This is a genomic window from Actinomycetota bacterium, from assembly GCA_030017835.1.
Taxonomy (GTDB): domain Bacteria; phylum Actinomycetota; class Aquicultoria; order UBA3085; family Oleimmundimicrobiaceae; genus Yes70-04.
Genome location: JASEGU010000048.1, coordinates 1 through 3,501, shown reverse-complemented (window position 1 = coordinate 3,501; position 3,501 = coordinate 1). Strand labels below are relative to the sequence as shown.

The 3,501-nt window shown below is 53.6% G+C and carries 3 protein-coding genes; all 3 read left to right on the top strand.

Translation table 11 applies throughout. From position 1 onward, the window contains the following. Positions 1-192 precede the first annotated feature (192 nt). Genes QMD53_06935 through QMD53_06925 form a run of 3 tightly spaced genes read left to right on the top strand, consistent with a single transcriptional unit; the run spans position 193 to position 3,349 of the window. A complete protein-coding gene (locus QMD53_06935) occupies positions 193-1,428 on the top strand; it encodes a site-specific integrase (GenBank protein MDI6800371.1) in 1,236 nt (411 codons plus the stop codon). After that, positions 1,425-2,351: a tyrosine-type recombinase/integrase gene (locus QMD53_06930; GenBank protein ID MDI6800370.1), complete on the top strand. Its 927-nt coding sequence runs from the start codon at positions 1,425-1,427 to the stop codon at positions 2,349-2,351. The genes QMD53_06935 and QMD53_06930 overlap by 4 nt, the downstream gene beginning before the upstream one ends. Beyond that, the gene (locus tag QMD53_06925; protein ID MDI6800369.1) at positions 2,351-3,349 is read left to right on the top strand and encodes a site-specific integrase; all 999 of its coding nucleotides are present in this window, start codon (positions 2,351-2,353) and stop codon (positions 3,347-3,349) included. The genes QMD53_06930 and QMD53_06925 overlap by 1 nt, the downstream gene beginning before the upstream one ends. Positions 3,350-3,501 lie beyond the last annotated feature (152 nt).

The following is a 3,501-nucleotide window of genomic DNA, read 5'->3' as shown; positions in this document are numbered from 1 at the left end:
TGTGTCCCGCTTCAAGAAGATGCGTTGCAAAGCTGTGCCTCTTATGCCGAGCTCGGCATAAGCGCCACTATGCCGAGTTCCGGATTATGCCGAGTGTGTATTCAAATCCACGGTAAATTAACGTTTTTCCACTTGTAAACTCGGCATAATCCTTTATGTCTTCTCCTGACATTTCAACTGAAAGGAGGAGACATGAATTCATTCTATCCCTACACTCAAACCCATCAACACATCGATAACGGTCCGTTGGGTCCTATCATTGATGCCTATGCAGTTCTCTTGCATCAACGAGGCTACAAACGGCAATCCGCTCGAATCCAGATTCAATTGATTGCTGACTTCAGCCGTTGGATGGAACGGCAAGGACTCAAAGCCTGCCGCGTCAGTCACCCTATCATCGATCGATACCTCCGTTCACGCTACCATCGATATCGCCCCCGCCGTGATGACCGCGCCACTTTGAATCGCGTTGTGGCCCTGTTGAGGGAAAAAGGGATCGTTCAGGATCCGATCCCGACAACAATCCATACCCCTCTTCAACAAATCGAAGATGATTTCAAACGTTACCTGGCTCAAGAGCGGGGGCTTTCGCGGGCAGCCCAGGTGAACTATCTCCCGTTCATCCTGAAGTTTCTTCACGAGCATTTTGGTCGAGGGCCCTTGCGGTTTACTCGTCTATACGCAAAGGATGTCATCGGATTTGTCCAACGCCATGCACCTCTTCTCGGCCCTAAGAGAGCTGGCCTGATGGGAACGGCACTTCGTACCTTCTTACGATATCTGCGACTTCGAGGAGATATCGCCACCGATCTCGCCGCGTGCGTCCCCACCGTGGCGAACTGGCGGCTGTCCACTTTACCCAAGTTCTTACAACCCCATCAGGTCCAATGCGTCCTGGATCATTGTGATCGTCGAACGCCTCAAGGACAACGCGATTACGCCATCCTGCTCTTGTTGGCCCGCCTCGGCGTTCGGGCTTGCGAAGTTGTTGCCCTCACTCTGGACGATATCAATTGGAATGTAGCAGAACTCACCATTCAAGGAAAAGGGCCTCGCCGAGCCAAACTCCCTCTGCCCCATGACGTCGGTGAGGCACTGGCCCTTTACCTGAAACAGGGACGTCCTCCCTGCAACAGCCGACGCGTTTTCATTCGTCTGAGAGCTCCACTTCAGGGATTCGCCAACTCCATAGCTATCTCCACCCTCGTTGCCCGCGCACTCAAGAAAGCCGGCGTGGAATCGCCTTGCACCGGTGCCCATCTGTTCCGACACACCCTGGCCACCCAAATGCTCCGTCAAGGAGCTTCGCTGGAGGAGATCAGTCAATTGTTGCGGCATCGGAGTTTCAACACCACTGCCCTTTATGCCAAGGTCGATCTTACGGCGTTACGACCCCTCGCCCAACCCTGGCCAGGAGGTGACTTATGAACGAACTTCGAAAAGCCGTAGAAGACTACCTGATCCTGCGCCGAGCTCTGGGGTTCAAGTTGCGTGACATGGCCAACGCTCTGGCTCACTTTGTTTCTTTCATGGAACGGGAAGGTGCCTGCACCATTACAACGAATTTGACCCTCCGTTGGGCCATGCAACCCCAGCAGGTGCACCCCGCCCATTGGGCCGCACGACTCAGCTTTGTGCGTAGTTTCGCCAGACATTTGAGCGCTATCGATCCTCAAACCGAAATCCCACCCCAGGGACTTCTCCCCTACCGTTACCACCGCTGTACACCCCACTTCTATACCGACGACCAGATTCGACGCTTGATCAAAGCCGCTTGGAATCTCCCACCCACGACAGGTCTACGGCGGTGGACCTATTCCACTCTCTTCGGCTTATTGGCCGTGACGGGACTACGAATCAGCGAAGCCATCGCCCTCCAACAAGATGATGTGGATTTGAACCAAGGCCTTCTCACGATTCGTCTTACCAAGTTCAAGAAGTCCCGTTTGGTCCCCTTGCATCCCTCCACTACCCATCGACTGAAACGTTACGCCTCTAAGCGAGGGGCCTTTTATCCTAAAGACATCACCTCTCACTTCTTTCTCTCCGAAAGAGGACGCCCGTTGACCGATTGTATGGCCCGTTGGACCTTTGTCAAACTGTCACGCCAGATCGGTTTGCGAGGCCTCTCTGATCATTTTGGCCCCCGACTTCATGACTTTCGCCACCGATTTGCTGTCACAACGCTCTTGCAGTGGTACCGATCCGGCTTCGATGTCGAACAACGTTTGCCTTTGCTTTCCACGTTTCTGGGTCATGCTCATGTGACCGATACCTATTGGTACCTGTGGGCTGTCCCAGAATTGTTGGCCTTATCAAAAGATCGTCTTGAGAAAAGATGGGAGGTGTGATCATGAACACAACGTCCTTATCTCCGCTTCTCCAGTTCTTCTTCACAGACCGCCTTATGGTCCAACGACATGCCAGTCCCCATACCATCGCTTCCTACCGTGATACCTTCCGTTTACTCCTGCTATTCGCAAAAACGCAATTGAAAAAACTGCCCTGCCAACTCATGTTAGAGGATCTCGATGCCCCGTTGATCGGAGCCTTTCTCGATCAACTGGAGAAACATCGACACAATAGCCCCCGCAGTCGCAACCTTCGCTTGGCCGCTATTCACTCCTTCTTCCAATACGCCTCCTTTGAACAACCCGATCTCTCCGCTCATATCCAACGCGTACTGGCCATCCCCAACAAACGGCAACACCGCTCCTTGATTGACTTTCTCACTCACCCAGAAATCGAGGCCCTATTAGCCGCCCCCGATCAAACCACCCGGTCCGGACGACGTGATCATGTCCTCTTGAGGCTGGCCATCCAGACTGGCCTTCGTCTCTCAGAGATCATCAGCCTTCGGTATACCGATGTTCAGTTGGGCCAGGCTGCTCATGTCCGTTGCCACGGAAAAGGCCGCAAGGAACGTTGCACCCCCTTGACCAAACCAACGGCCACCGCCTTGGAAGCCTGGCTTCACGAACGAGGCGGATCCGCTGAGGACGTCATCTTTCCAAACGCACGCGGCGGTTCTCTTAGTCCCGATGGGGTCCAGTACCTGCTGGCCCATCATGTGGCTGTCGCCCAACAATGCTGTCCGTCACTGAAAAACAAGCGGGTCTCTCCCCACGTCCTTCGCCACACCGCCGCTATGGAATTACTCCAGGCAGGAGTCGACCGCTCGGTCATCGCTCTCTGGTTGGGCCACGAATCTCCGGAAACCACTCAAATCTATTTGGATGCCAACCTGGCCCTCAAGGAGAAAGCCCTGGCGAAAGTAACCCCACTTCATGGGAAACTGAAACGCTATCGACCAGATGATGCTCTTCTCAACTTCCTCAGGGCTCTATAAAGACTCCCAGATTATGCCGAGTGTGAAATCGCTAGACCACAGATACACAAACCTAATAATCCTGCACTCGGCATAATCCGGAACTCGGCATAGTGCCTTAAGCTATGGATACTGGCTGGTTTTCTGATGCCGGCACGCTTTTTTGCAGCATA

What these genes read in the sequence shown, in the direction of transcription:
- QMD53_06935 (MDI6800371.1), top strand. Translation starts at nt 193, where the DNA reads ATGAATTCATTCTATCCCTACACTCAAACCCATCAACACATCGATAAC.
- QMD53_06930 (MDI6800370.1), top strand. Translation starts at nt 1,425, where the DNA reads ATGAACGAACTTCGAAAAGCCGTAGAAGACTACCTGATCCTGCGCCGA.